The sequence below is a fragment of the Nocardia sp. NPDC059180 genome (assembly GCF_042754945.1).
In the GTDB taxonomy this organism is placed as follows: domain Bacteria; phylum Actinomycetota; class Actinomycetes; order Mycobacteriales; family Mycobacteriaceae; genus Nocardia.
The window spans coordinates 601,700-624,706 of the sequence record NZ_JBHZBU010000003.1; the positions used below are offsets into that span (position 1 = coordinate 601,700).

The 23,007-nt window shown below is 69.2% G+C and carries 19 protein-coding genes and 1 riboswitch; of the genes, 16 read left to right on the forward strand and 3 right to left on the reverse strand.

Annotation, left to right across the window (positions count from 1 at the left end; translation table 11 throughout):
- The first annotated feature begins 7 nt into the window (after positions 1-7).
- The 11 genes from ACFXNW_RS13195 (at position 8) to ACFXNW_RS13245 (ending at position 13,561) form a co-directional block, all read left to right on the forward strand.
- Positions 8-1,570 (forward strand): phytoene desaturase family protein, encoded by a 1,563-nt coding sequence (locus ACFXNW_RS13195; protein WP_379417866.1) that lies wholly within the window; start codon positions 8-10, stop codon positions 1,568-1,570.
- A complete protein-coding gene (locus ACFXNW_RS13200) occupies positions 1,567-2,445 on the forward strand; it encodes a carotenoid biosynthesis protein (protein WP_379417867.1) in 879 nt (292 codons plus the stop codon). The genes ACFXNW_RS13195 and ACFXNW_RS13200 overlap by 4 nt, the downstream gene beginning before the upstream one ends.
- 176 nt (positions 2,446-2,621) lie before the next feature.
- Positions 2,622-3,815: a TerC family protein gene (locus tag ACFXNW_RS13205; RefSeq protein WP_379417868.1), complete on the forward strand. Its 1,194-nt coding sequence runs from the start codon at positions 2,622-2,624 to the stop codon at positions 3,813-3,815.
- A gap of 102 nt (positions 3,816-3,917) precedes the next feature.
- A complete protein-coding gene (locus ACFXNW_RS13210; RefSeq protein ID WP_379418140.1) occupies positions 3,918-4,661 on the forward strand; it encodes an LppM family (lipo)protein in 744 nt (247 codons plus the stop codon).
- 77 nt (positions 4,662-4,738) lie between these two features.
- A complete protein-coding gene (locus ACFXNW_RS13215; RefSeq protein WP_379417869.1) occupies positions 4,739-5,800 on the forward strand; it encodes a glycosyltransferase in 1,062 nt (353 codons plus the stop codon).
- Positions 5,801-6,144: 344 nt separating this feature from the next.
- Positions 6,145-6,238, forward strand: a riboswitch (SAM riboswitch).
- 49 nt (positions 6,239-6,287) lie between these two features.
- Positions 6,288-7,913, forward strand: a complete 1,626-nt coding sequence (locus tag ACFXNW_RS13220; protein WP_379417870.1) for an ABC transporter substrate-binding protein — start codon at positions 6,288-6,290, stop codon at positions 7,911-7,913.
- Positions 7,914-7,915: 2 nt separating this feature from the next.
- Positions 7,916-8,926, forward strand: a complete 1,011-nt coding sequence (locus ACFXNW_RS13225) for an ABC transporter permease (protein WP_379417871.1) — start codon at positions 7,916-7,918, stop codon at positions 8,924-8,926.
- Positions 8,901-9,794 carry an ABC transporter permease gene (locus tag ACFXNW_RS13230; protein WP_379417872.1) on the forward strand — a complete coding sequence of 298 codons (894 nt, stop codon included), beginning with the start codon at positions 8,901-8,903 and terminating at the stop codon, positions 9,792-9,794. Before ACFXNW_RS13225 ends, ACFXNW_RS13230 begins: the two co-directional genes overlap by 26 nt.
- A gap of 8 nt (positions 9,795-9,802) precedes the next feature.
- Positions 9,803-11,503, forward strand: a complete 1,701-nt coding sequence (locus tag ACFXNW_RS13235; RefSeq protein WP_379418141.1) for a dipeptide ABC transporter ATP-binding protein — start codon at positions 9,803-9,805, stop codon at positions 11,501-11,503.
- 73 nt (positions 11,504-11,576) lie between these two features.
- Positions 11,577-12,392: a DUF1684 domain-containing protein gene (locus ACFXNW_RS13240; RefSeq protein ID WP_379417873.1), complete on the forward strand. Its 816-nt coding sequence runs from the start codon at positions 11,577-11,579 to the stop codon at positions 12,390-12,392.
- Positions 12,389-13,561, forward strand: a complete 1,173-nt coding sequence (locus tag ACFXNW_RS13245) for an LLM class flavin-dependent oxidoreductase (RefSeq protein WP_379417874.1) — start codon at positions 12,389-12,391, stop codon at positions 13,559-13,561. Before ACFXNW_RS13240 ends, ACFXNW_RS13245 begins: the two co-directional genes overlap by 4 nt.
- Here the strand turns inward: ACFXNW_RS13245 and ACFXNW_RS13250 are convergent.
- Entirely contained in the window at positions 13,528-14,529 is a 1,002-nt protein-coding gene (locus tag ACFXNW_RS13250) for a methylenetetrahydrofolate reductase (RefSeq protein ID WP_379417875.1), read from the reverse strand. The genes ACFXNW_RS13245 and ACFXNW_RS13250 overlap by 34 nt on opposite strands.
- A 149-nt stretch (positions 14,530-14,678) precedes the next feature.
- On the opposite strand from ACFXNW_RS13250, the gene ACFXNW_RS13255 reads away from it, so the two are divergent.
- From ACFXNW_RS13255 to ACFXNW_RS13270, 4 genes are read left to right on the forward strand one after another with little or no spacing between them, the layout of a single operon-like run.
- Entirely contained in the window at positions 14,679-15,815 is a 1,137-nt protein-coding gene (locus ACFXNW_RS13255) for a polyprenyl synthetase family protein (protein WP_379417876.1), read from the forward strand.
- A 25-nt stretch (positions 15,816-15,840) separates the two neighbouring features.
- Positions 15,841-17,427, forward strand: a complete 1,587-nt coding sequence (gene crtI / locus ACFXNW_RS13260; RefSeq protein ID WP_379417877.1) for a phytoene desaturase family protein — start codon at positions 15,841-15,843, stop codon at positions 17,425-17,427.
- Between the two features lie 60 nt (positions 17,428-17,487).
- The gene (locus ACFXNW_RS13265; protein WP_379417878.1) at positions 17,488-19,161 is read left to right on the forward strand and encodes an alpha-(1->6)-mannopyranosyltransferase A; all 1,674 of its coding nucleotides are present in this window, start codon (positions 17,488-17,490) and stop codon (positions 19,159-19,161) included.
- Positions 19,162-19,204: 43 nt separating this feature from the next.
- The gene (locus ACFXNW_RS13270; protein WP_379418142.1) at positions 19,205-20,158 is read left to right on the forward strand and encodes a phytoene/squalene synthase family protein; all 954 of its coding nucleotides are present in this window, start codon (positions 19,205-19,207) and stop codon (positions 20,156-20,158) included.
- Between the two features lie 6 nt (positions 20,159-20,164).
- Here ACFXNW_RS13270 and ACFXNW_RS13275 read toward each other — a convergent pair whose 3' ends face one another.
- Together ACFXNW_RS13275 and pknB are read right to left on the reverse strand one after the other, a co-directional pair.
- A complete protein-coding gene (locus ACFXNW_RS13275; protein ID WP_379417879.1) occupies positions 20,165-20,365 on the reverse strand; it encodes a cold-shock protein in 201 nt (66 codons plus the stop codon).
- A gap of 132 nt (positions 20,366-20,497) precedes the next feature.
- Positions 20,498-22,435 carry a Stk1 family PASTA domain-containing Ser/Thr kinase gene (pknB, locus tag ACFXNW_RS13280; protein ID WP_379418143.1) on the reverse strand — a complete coding sequence of 646 codons (1,938 nt, stop codon included), beginning with the start codon at positions 22,433-22,435 and terminating at the stop codon, positions 20,498-20,500.
- Between the two features lie 159 nt (positions 22,436-22,594).
- On the opposite strand from pknB, the gene ACFXNW_RS13285 reads away from it, so the two are divergent.
- Positions 22,595-22,963: an Rv2175c family DNA-binding protein gene (locus tag ACFXNW_RS13285; protein WP_379417880.1), complete on the forward strand. Its 369-nt coding sequence runs from the start codon at positions 22,595-22,597 to the stop codon at positions 22,961-22,963.
- Positions 22,964-23,007: the final 44 nt, after the last annotated feature.

Genomic DNA, 23,007 nt, shown 5'->3' on the forward strand with positions numbered 1-23,007 from the left:
GGTCGCGATGACGGCCGTTGTCGTCGGTTCCGGCCACAACGCGCTGGTCGCGGCGTGTTATCTGGCGCGGGCCGGGCAGCGGGTCGAGGTACTCGAACGCGACGAAGTGCTCGGCGGCGCGGTCTCGACGGTGGAGCGCTTCCCCGGACACCTCGTCGATCGTGGATCTTCTGCGCACATCATGATCCGGCACACCGGGATCGTCGAGGAGCTGGAGCTGGCGCGCTTCGGCCTGCGCTATATCGACTGCGATCCATGGGGTTTCACCCCCGCGAGTCCGGACGGCGGCACGCCGATCGTCTTCCATCGCGATCTCGATCGCACCTGCGCGTCGATCGCCGCGGCCTGCGGTGAGCGTGATGCCGATGCCTACCGGCGCTTCGTGCGGGAGTGGGGCCCGCGCAGCGCACGGGTGATGCGAGCTTTCGGCGGTGGCCCGACGCCGGGGCATCTGCTGCGCTCGTTCTGGGGGCTGGACGCGAGTGCGGGGGGCAGCGCGCTCTCCCACGAGTTCCTGCAATCCGGCGACGCGCTGCTGGACAGCCTGTTCGACGACGAGCGGCTCAAGGCATCGCTCGCGTGGTTCGGCGCGCAGTCCGGTCCACCGATGTCGGAACCGGGTACCGCGCCGATGGTGGGGTTCGCGGCGCTTATGCACACCCTGCCGCCGGGCCGGGCGGTCGGTGGCAGCGGGGCGTTGACCACGGCACTGGTGGGGCGGCTGCGTTCCGACGGCGGTGTGGTGAGCGCCGGTGACGCCGTGACCACCCTGCGCCGCGACGGTGACGGCTGGCGGGTGCGCACCGCGTCCGGGCGTGAGCTCGCCGCGCGCACCGTCGTCGCGGGCACCCATATCCTGACCACGCTGGATCTGCTGGGCGCGGGCGGATTCGAGGCCGCCACCCTCGACGACTGGCGCAGGCGGATCCGGGTCGGGCCGGGCATCGGGATGGTCGTGCGGGCCGCGACGAACGCGCTGCCCGTCTATCCGGGCAGTACCGCCGACGAATCCGCCAACGGGTTGCAATTCCTGGTCTCCGAGCGCAGGCAGCTGCGGGCCGCGCACGGGGCCGCACTGGCCGGTGAGCTGCCGCCGCGTCCGGTGGTACTGGCGATGAGTTTCAGCGCCCTCGATCCGAGCATTGCCGCGCCGGGCGAGCACCAACTGTCGCTGTGGTCGCAGTGGCATCCGTACCGGCTGGCCGACGGCGGCGATTGGGCCACACACGCCGACGCGGAGGCAGACCGGATCATCGGTGAAGTCGATTCCTACGCGCCCGGGTTCGCCGCGTCGGTGCTGCGCCGGTTCGTGCAGACACCGGCCGATCTGGAGCGGGAGCTGGGGCTGCTCGGCGGCAACGTCATGCATGTGGAGATGTCGCTGGATCAGATGATGCTGTGGCGGCCGCTGCCCGAGCTGTCGGGTCAACGGGTACCCGGTGCGCCGGGGCTGTATCTGACAGGGGCGTCGACGCATCCGGGCGGCGGTGTCTCCGGCGCCAGCGGCCGCACCGCCGCCCGTCTGGTGCTGCGTGATCGGGGTCGGTTCGCGCGGCTGCGCGGACGATGAACAGCGGTGCGCCGGACCGTCACCCGGCCACGGAGGCAGGCCGGGACGGTTTGGCGACGACGGCTTCGCGCGCGATCCAGCAGATCCGCCGAGCCGGATTCGCGGCACTGATACCCGGCGTGCTCGCCACAGTGTGGCTGCTCGCCCAGATCGCGTATCCGCTGACCAGCGGCGCCGCCCGGGATCGGGTGACGGTGGCGGTGGTGCTGTTGTCCGCCGCAACCGCCCTTGCGCACGCCACCTACACCCGGGGCCCGCGCTATGCGCTCGGCTTCCTCGTGATCGTCTCCGGCCTCGGACTGCTCGCCGAGATCATCGGCACCGCCACCGGAATGCCGTTCGGCTGCTACGACTACGCGACCGACCGGCTCGGACTCGCGGTCGCCGGGGTGCCGCTGGTTGTCCCGCTGGCCTGGACCGGCGGGGTGTATCCGATCTGGGTGGTGGCGGGCCTGCTGACCGAACGGGCATGGGCACGAATAGCGCTGACGGCCGTCGGCGCGGTCGGCTGGGATCTGTTTCTCGACCCGCAAATGGTCGCCGACGGTCAATGGCAGTGGTGCGTCACCGATGCGGGACTGCCGGGCGTCGAGCACATACCGCTCACCAACTATCTGGGCTGGTTGATCGTGGCGCTGGTGATGGCGGTATTGCTCACCGGATGGGAGCGGACGGCGCCGCAGCGGCACGGTGGTGTCGCGGTGCCGGTCGCCGTCTTCCTGTGGACCTGGCTCGGGTCGGCGCTGGCCCATGCGGTGTTCCTGGATCTGCCCGCCTCGGCCTGGTACGGCGCCGCGGGCATGGCGCTGCTCGGAGTTCCGCTGCTGGTCCGGCTGGTTCGCGGGGTCAGCACGGTGCGGTCGAACACCGCATGACGTCGAGCGGTTCCGGTCGGGTTCGCCCACGTCGCGGCCAGGATCGAGTAGGTTCGGACCCGTCGGCTGTATGAACGGCCAGGCCCGGCCGCGCCATCGCGCGCAGGGCCCGATCGTGACGGACACGCGCAGCCCCGACGCCCGATCGGCTTCGTCGTCAACGATCCGGAGGGAAGATGCAGGTATCCGCCGCGGTATGGATCCCCACCGTCGCCGTCATCATCGCGCTGTTGCTGTTCGACTATTTCTTCCATGTGCGCCGGGCGCACACCCCCACACTGCGGGAAGCGGCGATCTGGTCGGCGCTGTATGTGGGGATCGCGGTGCTGTTCGGTCTCGGCGTGCTGATTTTCGGCGGAGTGTCCATGGGCACCGAGTATTTCGCCGGCTATGTCACCGAAAAAGCGTTGTCGGTGGACAACCTGTTCGTATTCCTCGTCATCATCGGTAGTTTCCGGGTGCCGCGGGAGTATCAGCAGAAGGTGCTGCTGGTCGGGATCGTGTTCTCGCTGCTGGCGCGGACCGGATTCATTTTCCTCGGCGCCTCCCTGATCAATGCCTTCGCCTGGGTCTTCTATATCTTCGGTGTCCTGCTGCTCGTCACCGCGGGGAATATGCTCGCGCCGTCGGAAACCGAGGGCCGGTCGGCGGACAACATCGTGATCCGGGTGGCCAAGGCATGGTTCCGGACCACCCCCGACTACGACGGCGACAAACTGTTCACCGTGCGCGATGGCAAACGCATGCTGACCCCGATGCTGCTGGTGATGGTGGCGATCGGCGGCACCGATGTGATGTTCGCGCTCGACTCCATTCCCGCTATCTTCGGCCTCACCCAGAACGTGTACGTGGTGTTCACCGTGACCGCGTTCTCCCTGATGGGGTTGCGGCAGCTGTATTTCTTGATCGACGGGCTGCTCGATCGGCTCATCTACCTGTCGTACGGGCTGGCCGCCATTCTCGGCTTCATCGGCGTCAAGCTGATCCTGCACGCCCTGCACGAGAACAATCTGCCGTTCATCAACAATGGCGACCCGGTGCACGTCGGCGAGATCAGCACGGGCGCGTCGCTGCTGGTGATCCTCGGCGTTCTGGTGGTCACGGTCGTCGCATCGGTGGTCAGCCCGCGCGGGCGCGCCCAGCAGGCCGTGGCCAACGCACGCAGGCACGCCACCGAATACCTCGACCTCGGCTACACCACCGACCAGGCCGAACGTGATCGCGTGTTCGGGCTGCTGCGCAGTGAAGAGCAGCGGCTACGGGCGCTGCCGGAGAAGTATCGCCGCCGGATCCGGCAGGAGGACGAGCTGATGGACTTGCTGCGACGGGCTCATCGCAGCCACGACGAAGCCGTGGCGTCGCGCCGCTAGTTGCTGCCACCAGCGACTACGGTGCCGATCCGCGGTGTCGCGTGCATCGCGGACCGCGCGCCTGGCACGATGTCACCCGTGCAGCCGAGTCCCGACACCACGATGCCCGACACTCCGGTCACCGCGCCACGTTCGCCCCGCCCCGGGATCCGGGTGACGGCGGCCGTGCTGCTGGCGGCCCTGCTGGTGCCGGTGCTGGCCGGATGCCTGCGGGTGCAGGCGTCGATGGGTGTGTCGTCCAACGACCGGGTGTCCGGACGCATCGTGGCCGCGGTGATCCCGGCCAACCCCGAGGACAAGGGCCCGCAGTTGAAGGCGCCCGATTCGCTGGCCACGAAGATGCGGGTCGAGCCCTACAGCCAGGACGGCTACACCGGCAGCCAGGTTTTCTTCGACGACCTGTCCTTCGGTGAGGTGCAGCAGCTCGGTCAGCTGTCCGAACAGACTCAGGGCATGTTCCAGTTGCAGTTCCAGCGCACCGGTGACCTGGTCAGCCTCAACGGCAGGGTGGATTTGAAATCGGTGCCGCCGCACGGCTCGGACGTGCAGTTCAGCATCGCGTTCCCGGCCAGGATCGCCAAGACCAACGGCACCCGCGAAGGCGATTCGGTGGTGTCGTGGAAGCTGCCGCCGGGTGATGTGACGAATATGCGCGCCGAGGTCAGCTACGCCGACCCCAACACCCGGTCCTTCGCGGGCTGGGCGGGCATCGTCGGTGGTATCACCCTCGCCGTCGCTGCCGTCGTCGCAGCCCTCGCCTACGTCAACCGCAACCCGGCCCCACCGAATGCCCCGGCCCCCAACTTCGATATCGGGCGTTGGTGGCGCGAAGTTCGCAGTAGGTGAGATCGGGGACGACGACCGCGGTTCGCGCGGGTTCGGGAATCGCGGTGGCCGGATGCGCTGTCGCGGTATGGAACCTGATGACGATGCGCCGCCTGATTCCGGGTCCGTCTGTGGACGAGTCCGTTGCAGTCTGTGTCCCGGCCCGGAACGAGGCGCGGCAGCTGCCTGAGCTGATCGCCGATCTGCGTGAGCAGACGGGGGTGCCCGGGCTGCGGGTGCTGATTCTGGACGACGGTTCTACGGATGGCACCTACCAAGCGGCAAAACGGGCTGCCGGTGACGATCCGCGAATCACGGTGCTGCGCTGCGCCGACGAACCCGAACCGGGCTGGACTGGTAAAGCGGCCGCGTGTGCCCGGCTGGCAGCTGCGGCCGATGCTGCGGTGTTGGTGTTCGTGGATGCAGATGTGCGGCTGGCCCCCGCCGCGATCGCTGCGGCAGTGAATGAACTGCGGGCGGGTCAGGCGGCTCTGGTGTCGCCCTGGCCGCGACAGCTCGCGGCCTCGCCCGCCGAACACCTGGTGCAGCCGCTGCTGTGCTGGTCATGGGCCACGACGTTGCCGGTGTCGGTGGCCGACCGGGGAACCCGGCCGTCGATGGCGGTGGCATGCGGGCAGTTCCTGGTCTTCGACGCCGAGTCCTACCGGACCATCGGCGGTCACACGGCGGTGTCGGGCAGTGTCACCGAGGACCTCGATATCGCCAGGACGTTGCGCCGAAAGGGCATGCGGACCGCCGTGGTGGCGGCCGGACCATTGGCGAGCACCCGCATGTACCACGACGCCGCCGAGCTCGAGGCCGGCTACACACGGTGGCTCTGGTCCGCATACGGCGGGTCGGCAGCCGGCGGGCTCACGGTGGGAGCCATTGCCGCCCTGGTCTATTGGCTGCCGCCGCTGGCTGCCATTGCCGGACGTGGAGACATCCGACGCGCGGGCCTGCTCGGCTATGCCGCGGCCGTCGCTGGACGCCTCGCGGCTCGCGCCCTCGAAACCGGTGCGGCACCGCACCGCGACGACATCACCGCAGCACTGGCACATCCGTGCTCGGTGGCTATGTACCTGTACCTATGGGCCAGGTCCCGCCGCGCCCTACGTCGCGGTGCGCTCGCGTGGAAGGGTCGGCGGATCGCGCCGTAATGCGATACGCCCGGGAGCCGGCTTTCGGTCGCACCGACCCCGGTTCGCTCACGGCACCTCGGTAATTCCACTGTCGGCAGAGACAGGAGCGGTCGCCGCTCCGAATGGTGCCGAAGACGGCGGCGAGGACACGCAGGTCAGGCCGTCGACACAGGCGGACATTCACGATATTCCCGTGACCGCGTCCGGCACGTTACCTCGGATCCGACCGTGTCACTTGCGGCGCGCGCCGGGTGCGCGGGACAAGAGCTGAACTCACCCTGATTACTACCATTGTGCTGCGGTTTCCCTGCGACGCATGATGATTCGGCCCGATCGGATACCGCACCGCGTCCGGTCCGGCGAGACCATCCAGAGCGACCGAGAGACCTGGCTCGTCGACGTCGCAGCAACCCCCCGGTCACCGGGTGCGGGTGCTTCCGCCGGGACCGATGGAGGCACAGATGAAAGACGCCGACAAGGCCGCAACTACGAACGGAGCGCACAGGTGACCCGATCTCGACCCCGGGTCGCCGCGTTGACCGGCGCGCTGCTCGCCGCCACCACACTCGCCGGCTGCGGATCCGGTACTTCGGCACCGGACGCCGCGGCCGGGCCGCCACAACCGGGCGGAATTCTGCGCTACGGGCTTTCGGTGGCGCCGACCTGCGCGGATCCGGCGCAGGCGAGCACCAATCAGACGATTTACGTGGCCCGGCAGGTGGTTGATTCGCTGACCGATCAGGATCCGGAAACCGGTGAGCTGAAGCCATGGCTGGCCACCGGCTGGGAGGTGAGCCCGGATGCGAAGGTGTTCACCTTCCACCTCGCCGACGGGGTGAGTTTCAGCGACGGGACGCCACTGACCGCGGACTCGGTGCGCAAGACCTTCGACTCGATCGTGCGGACGCTCGGCGCGGCCAAGGCACCGCTCGGCACCAGCTACCTGACCGGCTACGTCGGTACGACCGCGGTCGACCCGTTGACGGCGCGAGTGGAGTTCAGCGCCCCGAACGCCCAGTTCCTGCAGGCGTCCTCGACCCCGCAGCTGGGCATCCTCGCCGACGCCACGACCGCGCGGTCCGCGGAGGATCGGTGCGCCGGCGCGGCCACGGTCGGGTCGGGGCCGTTCAGCTATGCCGACTACCGCCAGGACGTGTCCGCCACGCTGGTGAAGCGCCCCGGCTACGGGTGGGGCTCGGCGGTGTTCGGCCATCAGGGCGAGGCGTATCTGGACCGCATCGAGTTCACCGTTGTCCCCGAGTCGGGTGTGCGGACGGGTTCGTTGTCTTCGGATCAGCTCGACGCGACCAGCGACGCACTGCCGCAGGACGCACCACAGATCGAGGCGACCGGCGGCCGGGTGCTCAGCACCGCCAATCCGGGGATTCCGTTCGGATTCCAGCCGAATGTGACCCGCGGCCCGCTGCGCGATCCCGCGGTGCGGCAAGCACTGCTGACCGCGATCGATCGACAGGAGCTGGTCGATACCGTGCTCGGACCGCAGTTCCGGCCTGCGACCAGCGCACTGGCGTCCAGAACGCCCGGCTATCTGGATCTTTCACAGCGCATCGGTTTCGATCCCGACGCCACGCGCGCGGCCCTCGACCGTGCGGGCTGGGTGCGCGGTGACGACGGTATCCGGGTGAAGGACGGGCAGCGCCTGGGTTTCGCAGTGACGTTCAGCCAGGTGTTCGCCGGTAATCAGGCGATCCTCGAGCTGATCCAGCAGCAGCTGCGCACGGTGGGCATCGATCTGACGCTCGATCTGGTGTCCAACGCGGAATACACCGCACGCCAGAGCAGCAAGGATTTCGACGCGCTCTACTACAACAGCACCCGCGCCGACGGCGATATCCTGCGCACCGGCTTCGGTCTCGACGGCCGCAACCTCAATGCCCGCGCACCGATCCCGGCACTCGACGATGTGCTCACCGCGCAGCTGGGCGCGGTCGACTCAGAAACACGAAAGGCATTGATCCAGCAAGCCCAGCAGCAGGTACTCGATGCAGGTCTGTGGATCCCGACTGTCGAGCTGTCGCAGGCAATCGGCGCCGGTGCGGCGGTGCAGGACCTGAAGTTCGAAGCGTCGGCGCGGCTGCAGTTCTACGACGCCTGGCTGAGTGGACGCTGATCATGGCCAGATATGTACTGCTGCGGGCGGTTTCCGCGGTGTGGGTGCTGTGGGCGGCGTTCACCATCTCCTTCGTCGTGCTGTACCTGTTGCCCGCCGATCCGGTGGCCATCGCGGCCGACGGCGGCGGTGGAGGTACTCCGGTCGACGCGGCCGCCCTCGCCGGCATGCGGGCCAGATACGGGCTGGATCAACCGCTGTGGGAGCAGTACCTGAGCTCGCTGTCGCATGCGGTGCGCGGCGATTTCGGCCGATCCATCGCCACCGGACAGCCGGTGAGCGAGGCGATCGTGGACGCGCTGCCGTCGACCCTCGCTCTGACCGGACTGGCCCTGCTGTTCGCGGCTGTCGGCGGAACCGCGCTGGCGTTCGCCGCGACCTATACCCGCACGCCCTGGCTGCGCGGGGTATTGGCCGCGCTGCCGCCGATCGGGGTGTCGATGCCGACGTTCTGGACCGCACTGATCCTGTTGCAGCTGTTCTCCTTCCGCTGGCAGCTGGTGCCTGCGTTCGGCGGGATCGCGCTACCCGCGGTGACGCTCGCGATTCCGATCGGCGCGGTGATCGCGCAGGTGCTCGCCGCGGGGCTGGAATCGACGTGGCGGCAACCATTCACCGAGGTCGCACTGGCCAAGGGCGCCTCGCGCTGGTGGGTGCAGCGGCGGCATGTGGCGCGGTTGGCGAGCGTGCCCGCCTTCACCATCGCCGGTGTGCTGGTGGGCAATATGCTCGCCGGTTCGGTGGTCGTGGAGACGGTATTCGCACGGCCGGGGCTCGGCAGGCTCACCCAGACCTCGGTACTGGCCCAGGACATTCCGGTGGTGCAGGGCATCGTGCTGGTCAGTGCGCTGGCGTTCGTCACGGTCAACCTGGTCGTCGATCTGCTGTATCCGGTGCTGGACCCGCGGATCGAGGGCCGGTCGCGCGCAACGGCGGCAACCACTGATCGGCGCGGAATCCTCGCGTACTGGCGCCGGGAGGTGACCGATGGCGCTCGAACTGCTCGAACGTGAACCGGCGATAAGTACTCCCGTCGACGACCAGTCGGCACAGGTGCGTAGGCGCTCGCGGGCATGGACCTGGCTGCGCCGCAATATCGCACTGATCCCCGCCGTTGCGGTGATCGCGCTGGCGATCGGCTGGGCGCTGGCACCCTCGGTCTTCGCCGGCGGTGACCCGCTGGCCGGTGTTCCGGCGCAGAAGTTCCAGCCGCCGAGCTCCGAGCACTGGTTCGGCACCGACAATATCGGCCGCGACCTGTACACGCGGATGGTGCACGGCGCCGGGCTCTCACTCACCGCGACCCTGTCGGCGGTCGCGATCGCGCTGATCGCCGGCACTCTGCTCGGGCTGCTCGCGGGCGCGCTCGGCGGTGTCGTCGACACGGTCACCATGCGGATCGTCGATGTGCTGCTGTCGATTCCGGCGCTGCTGCTGTCGCTGGCGTTGGTGACCGCGCTCGGCTTCGGCACCCGCAATGTGGCCATCGCCGTGGGGGTGTCGCTCATCGCGAATTTCGCCAGGGTGATGCGCTCGGAGGTGCTGCGGGTGCGCCGGGCGGCCTACGTGGAGGCCGCGCGCGCATCGGGGGTGCGGTGGTACACGGTGCTGGTTCGGCATATCCTGCCCAACTCCTATCCCCCGGTGCTCGCGCTGGCCGCGGTCGAATTCGGGATGGCGGTGCTGGCGGTGTCGGCGTTGAGTTTCCTCGGCTACGGCACCGCACCACCCACCCCCGAGTGGGGGTCGCTGATCTCGGAGGGCCGCAACTACCTCGCCACCGCCTGGTGGCTGACGACGCTGCCCGGCCTGGTGATCATCGCCGTGGTCCTATCCGCCCAGCGCGTGGGTCGCGCCGTCACGAGGAGTGAACACCGTTGAGCGAGAACGTGTCCATCGATGTCCTGTCCCCCGCCGACGAGCCGGAATCCGACCCCGGCACCGACGAACTCCTGCGCGTGGACCGGCTGCGCATCCGCTACCGAGCCGGCGACGGGCCGGTGACCGCGCTCGACGGCGCCTCGCTCACGGTGCGGCGCGGTGAGGTTGTCGCGCTGGTCGGCGAATCCGGGTCCGGCAAGTCGACGCTGGCGCATGCGATGATCGGTTTGCTCGGCGATACCGGCGACATCACCGGCGGCACCATTACTTTCGCCGGGCGACGCGTCGATACCGGTTCCGAGCGGGCGCTGCGCCGCCTGCGCGGTCTGCAGGTCGGCTTCGTTCCGCAGGACCCCGGGCTCTCGCTGAATCCGGTGCGCCGCATCGGCGACCAGGTGGCCGAGGCGCTACGGGTGCATCGGCTCGACGACCGCCATGGCGCGCTGGCACGGGCGACGGAACTGCTGTCGGAGGTCGGCCTGGACCGGCCTGAACTGCGGGCCACCCAATATCCGCACGAGCTGTCGGGCGGACAACGTCAGCGGGTGCTGATCGCCATCGCACTGGCCTGTGGACCGGATCTGATCATCGCCGACGAACCGACCAGCGCACTGGACGCCACCGTCGCGCGCCGGGTACTCGACCGGCTGGCCGAACGCACCGCCGCACGTGGGACGGCCGTCCTGTTGATCACCCACGATCTCGCGATGGCCGCCGAACGCGCCGACCGGCTGGTGGTGCTGCGTGCGGGATCGGTGGTCGAAACGGGCCGCACCGCCGAAGTTCTCGGCAAGCCCCGCCACCCGTACACCCGGCAGTTGCTCGGTGCCGCACCCGCGTTGACCTCGCCCGACGTGGCGCGACGAGCAGCTGTTCTCGACGGCAGCCCACTGCTCACCGTCCGCGATGTGCACAAACTGTTCCGGACCGGTTCCGGCTCAACGGTCACCGCAGTGGACGGTGTGGATTTCGAACTCGGTCGCGGCGAAACCCTGTCGCTGGTCGGCGAATCGGGGTCCGGCAAGTCCACGACGGCGCGGATCGTCATGCGGTTGACCGATCCGGATCGCGGGGAGGTGGTCTTCGACGGCCAGGAGCTCACCCGCGCCCGCGCCGGGCGATTGCGGGCGCTGCGGCGCCGGTTCCAGGTCGTCTATCAGAACCCGTACTCGTCATTGGATCCGCGATTGCGGGTGGGTTCGGTCATCGAGGAACCGTTGCGTGCCTATGGCATCGGCAATCGGAAGGCCCGCCAGGAGCGGGTGGCCGAGCTGCTCGAACAGGTCGCGCTGCCTGCCACCTACGCGCGGCGCCGTCCGGCTGAGCTGTCGGGAGGGCAACGCCAGCGCGTGGCCATCGCGCGGGCGTTGGCGCTGCGGCCGGAGCTGCTGGTGCTCGACGAACCGGTCTCCGCGCTCGACGCGTCGGTGCAGGCCCAGATTCTCGAACTGCTCGACGAGCTGCAAACCGAGCTGCGGTTGAGTTACCTGTTCATCTCCCATGATCTGGCCGTGGTGCGCCGCATCAGCGACCGGGTGGCGGTGATGCGGTACGGCCGCATCGTCGAATCCGGCACCACCGCCGAGATATTCGGCAATCCGCGCCACGACTACACGCGGGAGCTGCTTGCCGCCATCCCGAAGCCCGCGTTCACCGTCCATATCCCGCCGGAAACCACGTCCGGACCCGATACGGCAGGACTGTCGTGAGGCCGCCGCGTTCGCCGTGTCACGGCTCGATCCGGCACTACATCCATCGCACCGCCCACGAAGGAGTCACCCGATGACCACCAGCATCACCACCGCGTTCGCCACCGACTGGACCACCTGGCAGGCCGAACGCGCGAACGGACTGCGCGACCCACTCGGCTTCCTCAGCCTGACCGCCCTGCACTGGCTCACGGACCAGCCGGAGCAGCTGCCCGACGTCCCCGGGACCTGGTGGGTCATCGAGGACCGGGTGTTCGTCACCGCCAAGCCCGCCTACCGGCTCGACCATGACGGTGAGCGGATCGCCGGAGTCCACATCGTCGTCGCGGACGAAGGAGCGCCGGGCGTACTCATCCGCCACGAGGAACGGGTACTCGAGGTGATCCGGCGCAGTGGGCGGTCCGCGGTGCGGGTGCACGATCCGGCCGCACCCGCACTGGCTGCCTTCGACGGCATCCCCGCCTACGCACCCGACGAGCGTTGGGTGGTGCGCGGGCGGTTCGAGGCGTTCGACGAAGCGATCACCGTCACCACGGGTGCGGTCGTGGATGGCCTCGAACACCAGCACAGCGCGGCGGGCGTCATCGAATTCGTGATCGGTGCGGCGACCGAACGGGTTGTCGCCTTCGGCACACCCGATGCGCTGCGAGTGCTGTTCACCGACGCCACCAGCGGCATCACCACCTATCCCGCGGCCAGGGCGCTGACCGTCGGCGCGGTCGGCGACGACGGCACCGTGCTGCTCGACTTCAATCGGTCCGCCAACCTGCCGTGCGCTTTCACCGACTACGCGACCTGCCCGGTGGCGCCCGCACAGAATCGACTGCGGGTGGCGATCGAGGCGGGCGAACAGGATCCAAGGCTTGGCGCGCCGGAGCGCACGGCATGACCGTCCCGCTATCGATCCTCGATCTGGCGCCGGTCAGCGCCGGATCGAGCCCGCAGCAGGCGCTGCGCAACAGCATCGAGCTGGCCCGGCGCGCCGAGGAGTGGGGCTATCACCGGTTCTGGCTGGCCGAGCATCACTTCGCGCAGGTGGCCAGTTCGGCCTCGATCACGCTGATCGGGCAGGTCGCGGCCGCGACCGCACGCATCCGTGTCGGGTCGGCGGCGGTGCAGGTCGGCTACCACACCTCGATCTCGATCGTCGAGGCGTTCGGCACCGTCGACGCGTTGCATCCGGGACGGCTGGACCTCGGTCTGGGCCGGTCCGCGCACCGCGCCAGGCAGTTCGGCGCCGAATCCGTGCGGGCCCGCAACAGCCGACCGCTCGATGACATCGTGCGCGGCCGCACCGAGGTGCGCGACGGTGTGGTGATCCCGCCGCCGTTCGATCCGCTGCGCATCACCGATCCATCGACATTCCTTGCCGGGCAACGGGCTCTGTTCCAGCAGGGTGCGCAGCCCGCGGAGTTCGAGGATCAGGTGGCCGAGATCCGGGCCCTGCTCGACGGCACCTATGTCGACCCCGAGGGTGTCCCCCTGCACGCGGTGCCGGGCGAGGGCGCGCAGGTGCAGCTGTGGTTGTTCGGCAGTAGCGCGGGGGCGAGCGCGGAACTGGCCGGGCGACTCGGATTGCCGTTCGCGGCGGCCTATCACGTTTCCCCCGGCACGGCGCTGGACGCGGTGGCGGCCTATCGCGCCGCGTTCCAGCCCTCCGCGCTGCTGGCCGAGCCGTATGTGATCGTGTCCGCGGATGTGGTGGTCGCCGCCGACGACGCCACCGCCGAGCGCCTGGCCGCGCCGTACGGGCATTGGGTGCACAGCATCCGCAGCGGTGCCGGGGCCGCCGAATTCGCCGACCCCGACACGCTCACGCCGTTGACGCCCGATCAGCGGCGATTGGTCGCGGATCGGCTGGCCACCCAGCTGGTCGGCGCACCGGACACAGTGGCCGAACGGCTCGCAGCGCTGCAGCGGGTGAGTGATGCGGACGAACTGCTGATCACCGGTATCACCCACGACCACCGCGACCGGCTGGAATCGCACCGGCTGCTCGCCGAGGCCTGGGGGCTGCGCCGGCCTCAGGCGCTGATGGGCGCGGCGGTGACCCCGTAGCCGAGGTTGGTGAGCACCTCGCCGGTCGCCTTGGCGAAGTTCAGGGTGATGAAGTGCAGGCACGGTGCGCCCTCGTCGATGAGACGCTGCCCCATCTCGGTGGCGATCTCGATGCCCGCGGCGCGTACCGCTGCCGCGTCTTCCTCCGGACCGCTGCCCGCCGCACGTTCCAGCCGCTCGACCACCGAGCGCGGCAGCTCTCGGCCGCAGAGTTCCTCGGCGCGCTTGACCGTGCGCAACGAGGTGATCGGCATCAGTTCGGGAATGATCGGCTTGGCGCCCTCGACCGGATCGAGGGCGGCGATCCGGTCGCGCAACCGCAGATAGTGCTCCACGTCGAAGAACATCTGCGTGATCGAATACTCCGCGCCCGCACGCAGTTTCGCCGCCAGGAACTCGGTGTCGTGGTCCAGATCGGGCGAGCGGTGATGGCCCTGCGGGAACGAGGCGACGCCGACATGGAAATCGCCGAGATCGCGCACGATACGCACCAGCTCCTCGGCATAGGCGACGCCATCGGGGTGCTTATGCCATTCGCCGAGCGGATCGCCGGGCGGGTCGCCGCGCAGCACGAGGATATTGCGAATTCCGGAGTCGGCATAGGCGCCGACGAGCGAGCGCAGCTCGGCCACGCTGTGCCCGACGGCCGTGAGGTGCGCCACGGGCAGCAGGGTGGTCTCACCGGCCAGTTCACCGGTCACTCGCACGGTGCGGTCCTTGGTGGAACCGCCCGCACCATAGGTCATCGACACGAACGCCGGATGCATACGTTCGAAGGTGCGCACCGCACGCCAGAGCCTGGCCTCCCCGGCGGCGTCACGGGGCGGGTTGAATTCGACGGAGAACGGCACCGCCCGGCTCGAGTGCAGCCGCAAACTCTGCACGACCGACGGCGTCCCCGAGACGATCGGTGGTGTCGAGGACGGCCGGCCAGGGGTCGAACGTCCCCGCACGTTGTCGAAAGTCACCGGTTCAGTGTAGAGGTGAGCGGCCTCCGGCCCGGAGCGTCATCGGGCCGGACGCGTATTGTTCGACCCATGAGCGGGTGCACCGCCGTCCGCGCCGCCACCGGCGCGCGGACCGTCATCCGCCGAGCCGACCCCTTTCCCGGACATCCTTGGAGGCCACCCTGTCCGCCGGACCCGGTACCCCGACCCGGCCGAGCCCGACCTCGGCAACCCCAGGGACGCCCGCCTTCGCCGCCGCCGTGGAACAGGCGCTGACCGCCTTCTTCGCCACCCGGCGCGACACGGTCGGTGAGCTGGGACCGATCTTCGTCGACGCCGCCGAGGCGCTGGAATCGTTCGTGCTGCGCGGCGGCAAACGCACCAGACCCGGTTTCGCGTGGACCGGCTGGCTCGGTGCGGGCGGCGACCCCGAAGGCCCCGAAGCGCCCGCCGTACTCAACGCGTGCGCGGCGCTGGAGCTGGTGCAGGCCTGCGCGCTCATCCACGACGACATCATCGATGCCTCGCGCACCCGGCGCCGCTTTCCCACCGTGCATGTCGACTTCGAGCAGCGTCATCGCGATCGCGGCTGGGCGGGCGACGCGCCCCGCTTCGGCACCGGGGTGGCGATCCTCATCGGCGATCTGGCCCTGGCCTGGGCCGATGACATGGTGCACGCCTCCGGACTCGCCCCGCAGGCCGTCGCCCGATTCGCGACCGTATGGGCGAAGATGCGCACCGAGGTGCTCGGCGGGCAATTGCTCGACATCCACGGCGAGGCCAGCGGTGACGAATCGGTGGCGGCGGCGCTGCGGATCAATCGGTACAAGACCGCCGCCTACACCGTCGAGCGGCCGCTGCACCTGGGTGCGGCGCTGGCCGACGCCGGCCCCGAACTGATCCGGTCCTACCGTGACTTCGGCACCGACATCGGGATCGCCTTCCAGCTGCGTGACGACCTGCTCGGCGTCTTCGGCGATCCGTCGGTGACCGGTAAACCCTCCGGTGACGATCTGCGCGAGGGAAAGCGCACGGTACTGATCGCCGAGGCCTTGCAGCGCGGTGACAAGTCCGATCCGGCGGCAGCGGAATTGTTGCGCACCAGCGTCGGCACGGACCTCAGCGCGGCCCAGGTCGACCGGCTGCGCGAGGCGCTCACCGAGCTCGGTGCCGTCGAGGCCGTCGAGGCCCGGATCGCCGAGCTGACCGAGCGCGCGCTGGCTGCCATCGACTCCAGTTCGGCCGTCCCGTCAGCCAAGGAGCATCTGCACGCCATGGCACTGGCCGCCACCCGCCGCCTCGCATGAGCGGTCCCGAATTCGCCGGTGCAGTATGCGGACCGTGACGGCCCCGACCGATCGGGTCGTGGTGGTAGGCGCCGGACTGGCCGGGCTGGCGGCCGCACTGTATCTGCAAGGCTCCGGGCGCAGCGTCACCGTGCTGGAGCGAGCCGATCACGTCGGCGGCCGGGTCGGCCGCTATCGCTTCGACGATTACGAGATCGATTCCGGTGCAACGGTCTTGACGCTGCCCGAACTGATCGACGACGCACTGGCCGCCGTCGGACACGACCGCGATTCGGCAGGCACACCGCTGCGTATCCACCAGCTCGCGCCGTCGTACCACGCTCGCTTCGCCGACGGCTCCGATATCCGCGTCTATGCCGACCCGGACGATATGGCAGCCGAGGTCGCGCGGACCTGCGGCCCCGACGAGGCCGGGCGCTACCGGCGCTTGCGCGAGTGGCTCGCCAAGATCTACCGCGCCGAGTTCGGCGAGTTCATGGACACCAACTTCGACTCGCCGCTGGATATGGTGCGGCTGCCGGACAAGCGCGCCGCACTGCTGGACCTGGTGCGGCTGGGCGGATTCGGCCGGCTCGGGCCACGGGTGCGCCATTTCCTCCGCGATCCCCGGCTCACCAGGCTGTTCACCTTCCAGGCCCTCTATGCGGGCATGCCGCCGAATCAGGCGCTGGCCGTCTACGGGGCCATCCCGCATATGGACACCTCGCTCGGGGTCTATTTCCCCGAGGGCGGGATGCGCGCGGTCGCCGAGACGATGGCCGCGGCGCTGGTCGCCGCCGGTGGGCGGCTGGAACTCGGCGCGGAAGTCACCGGTATCGATTACGCGGGCCGGCGAGCCCGCCGGGTCCGGCTCGCCGACGGGACGGCCCGCGACTGTGATGCGGTGGTCGTCACCGCCGATCTCGGCGATATCGAGCGCTTCGGGCTGCGCCGCAGGCGTGGTCTGCGGGCCTCGCCGTCCGCAGTGGTCGCCCACGGCACCATCCCGGCCGCCGTCGCCGCGACCTGGCCGATCCAGGCCCATCACACCATCGACTTCGGCGACGCCTGGAAACGCACCTTCGCCGAGATCGCCGCACCCCGCGGCGGCCGGTTGATGAGCGATCCCTCGCTGCTGCTGACCAGGCCCGCACTGTCGGACCCCGGCCTGTACCTCGACCGCGCCGACGGCCGCTACGAGCCGTTCTCGCTGCTGGCCCCCTGCCCGAACCTGGATTCGGCGCCGCTGGACTGGCCCGCACTCGGCCCGGCCTACCTGCGCGAGCTGCTCGCAGTACTGGAGCACCGCGGCTATCACGGCATCGCCGAGCACTTCCGGCTCGACCACCTCGACACACCCCAGACCTGGCTCGATCAGGGCATGCTGAGCGGCACGCCGTTCTCCGCGGCCCACCTTTTCCGCCAGACCGGCCCGTTCCGGCCACGCAATCTGCCGCGCGGCAGCGACAACGTGGTTATCGCAGGTTGTGGCACCACGCCAGGCGTCGGTGTACCGACCGCGCTGCTGTCCGGAAAACTCGCGGCAAACCGCATCATCGGCACCGAGAAACCCCGCCGAAACGAAACCCCGCGCACCATCGGGACAGCCCCGCGCGAACAAGCCGTAAACTAAGCGCCGACCTATCAGCTCGCGGTTGCGACCGCCGACCACAACCGGGGGGAACGACACCACATGCCACCCCCGGAAACGACTGCCCAAGTGACTACCCCGGTACCGGCCACCGTGTCCCCGAAGCCCGCGACACGACCCACCACAACCACCGCGCCGATCGCGGGCAGCCCGCAGACACTGCGGTCCTGGCTGCGCACCACGGCCGACTTCGCCCGCAGTCCCGAGGGACATGCGGCGCTGCTCGGCCTCGTCGGCGCGATCATGATCACCTTCGGCGGTTTCGGCGCGGGCGCCGTCCGCAAACGCGATCCGCTGCTGGAAGCGATGCACCTGTCCTGGTTGCGCTTCGGGCACGGCTACGCGCTGTCGACGATCTTCATCTGGATCGGCGTGCTGATGATGATCACCGCCTGGGTGCGCCTGGGCCGGGCCACGCTCGGCCGCGGCAACTACTCCGGTGCGGGCGTCACGTTGAACGAGCTGCGCGCGATCGTCGGCATCTGGGTCTTCCCGATGCTGTTCGCCGTGCCGATGTTCAGCCAGGACGCCTACTCGTACCTGGCACAGGGCGCGCTGCTGCGTGACGGTTTCGATCCGTACAAGGTCGGGCCGGTCGCCAATCCCGGTGTACTGCTCGACAATGTCAGCACCGTCTGGACCACGACCACCGCCCCGTACGGCCCGATCTTCCTGCTGATCGGCCGGGCGATCACCTCGATCACCGACGACAATGTCGTGGCAGGGACCATCGCGCTGCGGCTGGTCATGCTGCCGGGCCTGGCGTTGATGATGTGGGCCATCCCGTACCTGACCAAACATCTCGGCGGTAAGCCCACCGTCGCGCTGTGGCTGGCGGTGCTCAACCCGCTGGTGCTGATCCACCTCATCGGCGGCGTGCACAACGAACTGCTGATGGTCGGTCTGATGTGCGCCGGTATCGCGCTGGTCCTCGAACGCAGGCATGTGCTCGGCATCGTCGTCGTCGCGGTCGCTGTAGCCATCAAGGCCACTGCCGGTATCGCCCTGCCGTTCCTGGTGTGGATCTGGATGCTGCACGAACGCGAACGGCGTGCGGAGCAGGCGCCGAAGGAATCCGGCGCGACGCTGCCCCATCCCACCCTGCTGTTCGCCAAGATCGCAGGCCTCGGCCTGTGCGTGTTCGCCGCGGTCTTCGTACTCGCGTCCGCGGCCGCCGGTGTCGGCATCGGCTGGCTGACGGCCCTGTCCGGCTCGAAGAAGATCATCAACTGGCTGTCGCTGCCGACCATCATGGCGCACGGCATGACCTGGATCGGCCCGCTGCCGTTCGATCCGGTACTCGTGGTGACGCGCGCATTGTGTGCGGTGGCGCTGGTGGCGACGCTGGCGTGGACCTGGTGGCGTTTCCGGCACAGCGAGCGGGAGGCCGTGCTCGGCATCCTCATCGCCTTTGTCGCGATCGTCATCCTGTCCCCCGCCGCGCTGCCCTGGTACTACTCGTGGCCGCTGGCGCTGGCCGCCGCGTTCGCGCTGTCCACCAGGACGCTCATGGTGCTGGTGGGCTTGTGCACCTGGTTGATGCTGGTGTTCCAGCCCGGCGGCGCGATCGGGTTGTACAACTTCTGGCATGTGGCGGCCGCGACGTTCGCTGCGGTGGTGGCGGCGCTGTCGCTGCGTACGGTCGATCCGCTGCACCTGCGCAAAACCCGCACGGTCGCGGCACCGGCCGAGCCCGTTACCCATGACCGGTACTGAGACGGCCCGAGGGCCCGACCGCACCGCCGCGCCCTCGGCGCTCATGACCGATCACCTGCGGTATTGCGGTCCTGTCGAGCTTGCCGACGCCTACCGGCTGTGCCGCCGCATCGCCGCCGAACACGGCCGCACCTATTTCCTGGCCACCCGCCTGCTCTCGACCGAACGGCGACCGGCCGTGCACGCGCTGTACGCCTTCGCCCGCATGGTGGACGACATCGTCGACGACGGTGCGGCGCAGGCCCGCCTGCTCGCCGCGCAGATCGACTCGATCGAGGCCCGATTGCGCGCGGCCATCGCCTCGGCTGATCCGATCACCGCCGCTCCCGTCCAGACCGCCGAACACCACCGGCACAGCGCGATACTGCTCGCGCTCACCGACACCATCCGGCAGTATCACATTGCTCCCGAACACTTCTGGACGTTCCTGGATTCCATGCGCATGGATATCCCCGGCATGCCGCAGTTCCGCGACCGGTACGCCGATATGGCCGAACTCAACCGGTATATGCGTGGTTCGGCCGCGGCGATCGGGCTGCAACTGCTTCCGGTGCTCGGTACGGTCGTTCCGGTCGCCGAGGCCGAGCCCGCGGCGGCCGCACTCGGCAATGCCTTTCAGCTCACGAATTTCCTGCGCGATGTCGGCGAGGATCTCGATCGCGGCCGGATCTATCTGCCCGCCGACGCACTCGCCGCGTTCGGAGTCGACGCCGAGCTACTGCGCCACTGCCGCCGCACCGGCTCCACCGACCGGCGGGTCCGCCGTGCGCTCGCCCATCTCATCGCCGTCAACCGGGCCCTCTACCGCACCGCGACACCCGGTATCGACCTGCTGCAACCGCGGGTGCGGCCCGCCATTCGTACCGCAGCCAACCTGTACGCCGCGATTCTCGACCGCATCGAGGACTGCGATTTCGCCGTCTTCGAACAGCGCGCCATCGTGCCGGTCCATCGCAGGCTGCGCGTCGCCGCAGGCGCCTACCTGATCGGCCGCTGAGGGCCCTCAGACCGGACGCACCGCCCTGGCCTCCGGCCCGCGCCGGGCCTCCTCCACGTCGAACTCCACCTGTTGTCCTGCCTCGAGCGACCGGAACCCCTCACCCAGGATCACCGAGTACTCGACGAACACGTCATCCCCGCCGGTCCGGGCTATGAACCCGAACCCCTTCTCACGGTCGAACCATCGCACGGTGCCTCGCACCATCAGCCATTTCCTCCTCGAACACCGTCCCCAGCCCTACCCGGTACATCACAATCCACCCGCGCGGCGTTTCGGACAAGGCCGGGACGGCGGAGGTTCGTCGCCACCAGGACCAGGCCCCGGGGGTTCGGCCGATCAGGGCAGCGCGACGATGGTGACCGTCGCGCCGGCCTGGACGTTCGCGTTCATGGCCGGAGTCTGCGAGACCACCACCGAGGAGTCCAACGGAGCCAGCTGACGGACCTGAACCGTCAGACCCAGACCTTCGAGAACCTCGCGGGCTTCGGCGACCGACTTGCCGAGCACCTCGGGCATCTTGACGGCGTCGGAGATCAGCAGCACCACCGAGGTGCCCGCGTCGACCGTGGTGCCCGCCTCGGGATCGGTGCCGACGACCTGGCCCGCGGCGACGCTGCGGTCGAACTGGGGGCGGTGCTCGCCGACGGTGATGCCGAGTTCGGTGAGCATCTGCTCGGCTTCGGCAGTGGTCTTGCCGCGCAGGTCGGGCAATTCCACCGGCTGCGAACCCTTGCTGCTGTACACCTTCACCTGCGCGCCCATCGGCAGCACCGTGCCAGGCGCGGGATCGGTCTTGGCGAAGGTGCCCTCCGGCGCGGCGCTCGACGCCGCACCGGCGTTCACCGGCTGCAACCCCTGGTCCCGGATCAGCTGGTTCACCTCGGAGATATCGGCGCCGGGCGTCAGCTCGGGAACCCGTGGTTTACCGCTGGAGATCAGCACCGCGACCGTCGAGCCCTTGGTGACCCGTGAACCCGCCGACGGATCACTACCGACCACACCGCCCACCGGGATGGTGTCGGACGCCTTCTCCCGGGTCGTGGTCTCGAATCCGGCACTACTGAGCACCGAGGTGGCGCGGTCGACGTCCATGCCCGCGATGCTCGGCACAGCCTCGTACCGTCCGACACCGAGCCACCAGCCGCCGAGACCGACCAGCAGCGTCAGCACCGCGACGATGGCGATCCACACGGCGGCGGTGCGCCGGGAGCGCTGCCGTTCGTCGACATAGGCCGCAGGCGCTGGCTGAGGGTGCGGCCGCAGCTGCTGCGGCGGCGGTGGCGGTGCGCCGAACTCGGTGCGCGGGCGCTGTGCGGTCACCACCTTGGTGTGCTGCGGTGGGGCGGGCGCAGGATGCGGGCGCGGCTCGGGCGGCCGGGCGCCGTCCGGCGGCGGGATCGCCCGGTAGGAGGAGCTGAGATGTTCGGCCGACTCCCGCGGCGCGGGCACCCGGTAGTCGGGCAACTCCAGCGCCGCGCTGATCGCGCGCAGCTCGGCGACCATCTCGTTGGCGTCGGCGAACCGGTGCGAGGGCTCGCGGGCGGTGGCCCGGGCGATGAGTGCGTCGAATTCCGGCGGGACACCGGCGATGAACTGGCTCGGGCTCGGCACATCCTTCTCGATGCGCTGATAGGCCACCGACAGGGAGGTGTCGCCGGTGAACGGGACCTGCCCGGTGAGCAGCTCGAAGATCAGGGTGCCGAAGGAGTACACGTCACTGCGGGCGTCCGCGGTACCGGAGGTGACCTGTTCCGGCGACAGATAGGCGGCAGTGCCGAGGATGACGCTCGCCGAAGTGGTATTGGCCGCAGCCACCGCACGCACCAGCCCGAAGTCGGCGATCTTGACCTCGCCGGAATCGGAGATCAGCACGTTCTCCGGTTTGACGTCTCGGTGCACCAGTCCGGCCGCGTGCGCGACGCCGATCGCGGCCAGCACCGGTTCGGCCACCGCGCGCACCGCATGCGGCGGCATGGGACCGCGTTCGCGCAGCAGCTCACGCAGGGTGCCGCCCTCGACCAACTCCATGATCAGGAACGGATGATCGCCGTCGACGCCCTGGTCGTACACCGCGACCAGCGACGGGTGCTTGAGCTTGGCGACCGCGCGGGCCTCGAACTCGAAACGGGACAGGAACTGCGGATCTCCGGCGAATTTGGGATCCATCACCTTGATGGCGACCGGGCGATCCAGACGGGTGTCCTCGCCGCGGAACACCATGGACATCCCACCCCGAGCGATCGGCGCATCGATGCGGTAGCGCCCTTCCAGCATGTGGCCGATCAATTGATGTCCTCCGGCTTTCACAAACCCTCTCCACCCCTCGCTGCGCGCGACAAGAGCAGCCGCGCCCTGCGGCCCCCACGATGGTATCGACCGATCGCCCCCGGGTGTCTCACGACGTGGTGAGTGGCAGCGTCTACCGTTATCCGGGTGAGCGCATTTCCCTGCAGTGACGATGTTCTGCCCGCCTCGGTGACCCTGTTGCCACTACCCGATGTGGCAGAACGGCTCGGCATCGTGGTGACCAGGGTGCATCAGATGCTGCGCGACCATCAACTCCTTGCCGTCCGCCGCGACGGTGTCGCCGGTGTTCCGGAGCTGTTCTTCGACGAGAACGGCGAGGTGACCAGGTTCCTTCCCGGGCTGATCACCGTCATGCGTGATGCCAAATACACCGACGAGGAGATCCTGGAATGGATCTTCACCGACGACGATTCGCTGCCGGGTAAGCCGGTCGAGGCACTGCACGGCCCACTGGCCCGCGAGGTCCTGCGCCGCGCGGCGGCCGAACCGTTCTGATCGACTCGGCAGAGATCGGTCTGCCGAACGGACACTGTCTGCCC